4 protein-coding genes and 1 pseudogene are annotated in these 3,990 nt (G+C 50.4%); 1 reads left to right on the top strand and 4 read right to left on the bottom strand.

The genetic code is table 11. From position 1 onward, the window contains the following. Positions 1-202 precede the first annotated feature (202 nt). The 4 genes from IQ219_RS17615 to IQ219_RS17600 are packed head-to-tail and all read right to left on the bottom strand — an operon-like array spanning position 203 to position 3,315. The gene (locus tag IQ219_RS17615) at positions 203-1,318 is read right to left on the bottom strand and encodes a YheT family hydrolase (protein ID WP_194021373.1); all 1,116 of its coding nucleotides are present in this window, start codon (positions 1,316-1,318) and stop codon (positions 203-205) included. 33 nt (positions 1,319-1,351) lie between these two features. After that, positions 1,352-1,684 carry a hypothetical protein gene (locus IQ219_RS17610; RefSeq protein WP_338116583.1) on the bottom strand — a complete coding sequence of 111 codons (333 nt, stop codon included), beginning with the start codon at positions 1,682-1,684 and terminating at the stop codon, positions 1,352-1,354. A 23-nt stretch (positions 1,685-1,707) separates the two neighbouring features. Continuing rightward, entirely contained in the window at positions 1,708-2,088 is a 381-nt protein-coding gene (locus IQ219_RS17605) for a hypothetical protein (RefSeq protein WP_194021372.1), read from the bottom strand. Between the two features lie 42 nt (positions 2,089-2,130). Continuing rightward, positions 2,131-3,315 carry an NAD(P)H-quinone oxidoreductase subunit H gene (locus tag IQ219_RS17600; protein WP_010872566.1) on the bottom strand — a complete coding sequence of 395 codons (1,185 nt, stop codon included), beginning with the start codon at positions 3,313-3,315 and terminating at the stop codon, positions 2,131-2,133. Positions 3,316-3,509: 194 nt separating this feature from the next. Here IQ219_RS17600 and IQ219_RS17595 point away from each other — a divergent pair. Further along, positions 3,510-3,990: pseudogene (locus tag IQ219_RS17595) on the top strand (hypothetical protein); the annotation flags it as partial.

Genomic DNA, 3,990 nt, shown 5'->3' with positions numbered 1-3,990 from the left:
TTTTCTTCGTCGTCAAGCCGTTAATAGCCCATTGACAGTCTACGAAATATCTCATCAACCATGGTCTGATTTCCTGCGTCAACAGCTTCGTTCTCCTACTCTTAAGTTTTCTTTTGCGTAAGTCCTGAATGAGATAGCGATTAATCCTCCTAGCTTCCCTTAATGACGTGGTGATTAATCCCCCCTTAATAAGGGGGAAGTTTTATGAAGGGGGGGAGTTTTGATGATCCAACCAATCTAGGGTGCGATGGATGGCCCAATTTTCGTCGGGATCATTGTTTTCCCTTTGACAACGGGCATTGGCAATGTAGCCCACATGGCCGCCCTTGGGGGTTAACTGTAAATCCACGCCGGTAAGTTGGTTTTGCAAGCTGGCCAATTCCTCCGCTATGGCGGGATGGAACATGGGATCATTGGCGGCGTAGAGCAATAGGGTTGGTTTAACAATTTTGCTTAATAGGGGTAGGGCACTACTGGCTTCGTAATAATCTGCCACCGAAGCAAATCCCAGGCGATCGATCACCAAATTGTGGTCAAAACCCCAAATGGTATTGGCCCGTTCAATGGCTTGGGGATCAAACTCCCCTGGATGGTGGCGATGTAACTGCCAGGCCAATTCCTTCAGCTTGTTGGCGATCGCCTTTTCCAAATACCTTCCCACAGGATGGCTAGTTAAATAATTGAGGGAGCGCTGGGAATCAAGGCTAGGGCAAACGGCCATAGCTCCCCCAATGTCCGTGGGCGAAAGGGAAGTTAGCATTGCGTCGTTATTTCGCCAATCTTCCAAAGTTTGACCCTTATACACTCCCCACAGGGCAAGCTGACCCCCCAGGGAATAACCCCCAAACCAAAAGGGGCCAGGATAACCCAAAGCTTTAGCTTGGGCCGCTAAATAGACAAAATCCTCCCCTTCATACAAGCCATCGGAGGTGAGGGTGGGGGAGAGTTCCGCCGATTTACCGTGGGCCCGCCAGTCAAACAAAATTACGCCATAGTTCCGTTCATGGGCCCAGCGTCCCCATTGTCGCAAAAAGCCCTGATCTTCCAGGGATCCGGTGATGCCATAGGTGGCAATTAGTGTTCCCTGGCCCTGGGGAGGAATGGGAGATCGCCACGTTTGTAGGGGCACCGCCCGGGAGCCGGTCATTACTTGGGCAATATATTCAGGTTCCCCGGCCTGGGCTGAGTTTAAACTACGCTGATTGGCCACGAAAGCAGTGTAGATGGTCATGGCCAAGCCCGACGATAAATACCAAGGGGAGGTAAACCGGGGTAACACTTGACGTTTTTCGGACGGAGCCAACAGAGGCGATCGCATAAATTGATTGGAGCTTCAGTGGAATCTAGCTAGCTAGGGAATGGGAATAGCATCAATCTGCAATTTAACCTTTTCATCGGGATAGCTGGCTAAACGGATTGATACACCACGCACCGAATCCGGTAGTGGCCCAAATAATTCAATGGTGCCGTTATACACCTGGCGATCGCCGGGTAAAGTGGGGGGCAAAGAATCGGCAAAGGAGCTCAACAGATTATTATCCTGGTCCCTGACTTCCAAAAAACTGTACAGAAACTCCACTTCCTCCGGGCCATTATTCTGCAAACTTACTGCCAACTTGAGGCGACGGCGATCGTGGACAACATTTTCTACCCGCATCAATACCCCTTGATTTTCGCCGCTCACTGGGGGATTGGGCGCATCAGCATCTAAGACTTTTTTTCCGTATCCGTCTCCGCCTGGTCAGCATTAGTGGAGTTAGCTTCCCCCTTAGGCATTTTCTGTTGTTTTTTGATATATCCCCTAGTTTCCTTCGCCACCTGTTGAATATTCACTGGCTTGAACTTCGCACCGGAATCTGACTCATCTTTGGCCTTTTCCCCATCCGTGGGCGGGATCACAAACTGCTCCATGGGGTTACTGGGCGGTTGCACAACCCCCTCCAGAGCCGCATCCCCCAATTTATAGCTAATAAAGGCCGTGCCCCCCATACAAGCCACTACCGCTAGGAATAGGGCTAGGGGACTGAAGACAAAATCACCAAAATTAGATTTAGAGCGATGCTTCGCTTTAGCGACCTTATTAGCCATGGAAAAAGGGAGAAAAACTTAATTAGAACTGGGCAACCCCACCTAGCGGTCCACCGATCCCATGATAATGTCGATGCTACCGAGGATTGCCATAATGTCCGCCACCTTTACCCCCTTAAGGATGTGGGGCAGAATTTGCAGGTTGTTAAAGTCCGCAGAACGGATTTTCCAACGCCAGGGGAACACATCGTCATTACCTTGAATGAAGATGCCCAACTCTCCCTTACCGCTCTCCAAGCGCACGTAATGTTCGCCGGCCGGAATTTTAAAAGTGGGGGCAACTTTTTTGGCAATGTACTGGTATTGGAAATCATTCCACTCCGACTTTTTGCCTTCCTGGAGTCGCTTGGCTTCCAGATTTTCGTAGGGGCCACCGGGCATGGCTTTGAGGGCCTGACGAATGATTTTGACTGATTCCCGCATTTCCCGGATACGCACCAAGTAACGGGCAAAACAATCCCCAGCGGTTTCGTACTGCACTTCCCAATCAAGCTCGTCGTAGCACTCGTAATGGTCCACCTTGCGCAGATCCCATTTCACCCCAGAACCCCGGAGCATGGGGCCAGATAAGCCCCAGTTAATGGCCTCTTCCCTGGTCACAGTGCCCACCCCTTCTACCCGACGACGGAAAATGGGGTTGTTGGTAATTAATTTTTCGTACTCGTCAACCTTGGGCAAAAAGTAGTCACAAAAGTCCTCGCATTTGTCATTCCAACCGTAGGGCAGATCCACTGCAACCCCACCAACGCGGAAATAATTATTGTTGATCAACCGCATACCAGAAGCGGCTTCCCACAGGTCATAAATCATTTCCCGTTCCCGGAAAATATAAAAGAAGGGAGTTTGGGCGCCCACATCCGCCATAAAGGGGCCAAGCCAGAGTAAATGGTTGGCGATGCGGTTCAGTTCCAGCATGATCACCCGGATATACTGGGCCCGCTTGGGCACTTCAATATCGGCTAGCTTTTCCGGAGCATTGACAGTGATGGCTTCGTTGAACATACCGGCGGCGTAGTCCCAACGGCTAACGTAGGGAACGTACATAATATTGGTACGACTTTCAGCAATTTTTTCCATGCCTCGGTGTAAATAACCAATCACTGGTTCACAGTCCACCACGTCTTCGCCATCTAGGGTCACAATCAGGCGTAACACCCCGTGCATAGATGGGTGATGGGGGCCCATGTTGAGCACCATTGGTTCGGTTCTGGTTTCAATCTTGGTCATACCCGGTAAACTGCGATCGGCAGGGATGTGGTGTGGTTGAACGAGAAGATCTCTTTAGCAAATGATATGGCATGGCCCTTGGGGAGGCAAGGCATTACTAGCGGATTGATCCCCGGCGGCCGTTTGGGGGAAACCGGCCTACAATATTCAAAGTTTTGTTGTTTTGCTTCCAATGTGCTGGAGCGGGGTGTGGTTTGAAAAATTTTTCCGGTGGCATGAAAAAAATAACTGCCTTTCCCTTCCCTTTATTCAAATTTCTTAAGTCTTCTAAAAGTTTTTCTTTTCAGGCGATCGCCGGCCGTTGGCGGATTTCTCGTAAATGGGGGTTGATGCTGATTCCCCTCGCTTCCATTGGCAGTATTCCCCTGTTATTGGCCTGGAGTGGCTATGGTGAAGACTCCAGTGCTATCGCCAATGGCAAAACAGATAATGGCACCGAAGTAAGGGCCGACATGGCTGGCGAAGAACTAATTAAGACGTTACCACCCCTGAGTCAAATTCCTGCCCCTCCCCAGGATTCCGCTTCAGGCTTGAAAAGTCCCCGCCCCATTACAGCTGCAAACTTGGCGAAAAGCTCTCCAGGGACAGCCGCCGGGGTAACAGATAATGCCCCCAATGCCACTGTGGAGTCCGGTAACAGCAATAATTCCTCCGTTCAAAATAGCACTCCATCCC

This window comes from Synechocystis sp. LEGE 06083 (assembly GCF_015207725.1).
Classification (GTDB): Bacteria; Cyanobacteriota; Cyanobacteriia; order Cyanobacteriales; family Microcystaceae; genus Synechocystis; species Synechocystis salina.
The sequence above is the reverse complement of the archived record's forward strand: the minus strand, read 5'-3'. Positions and strand labels throughout refer to the sequence as shown.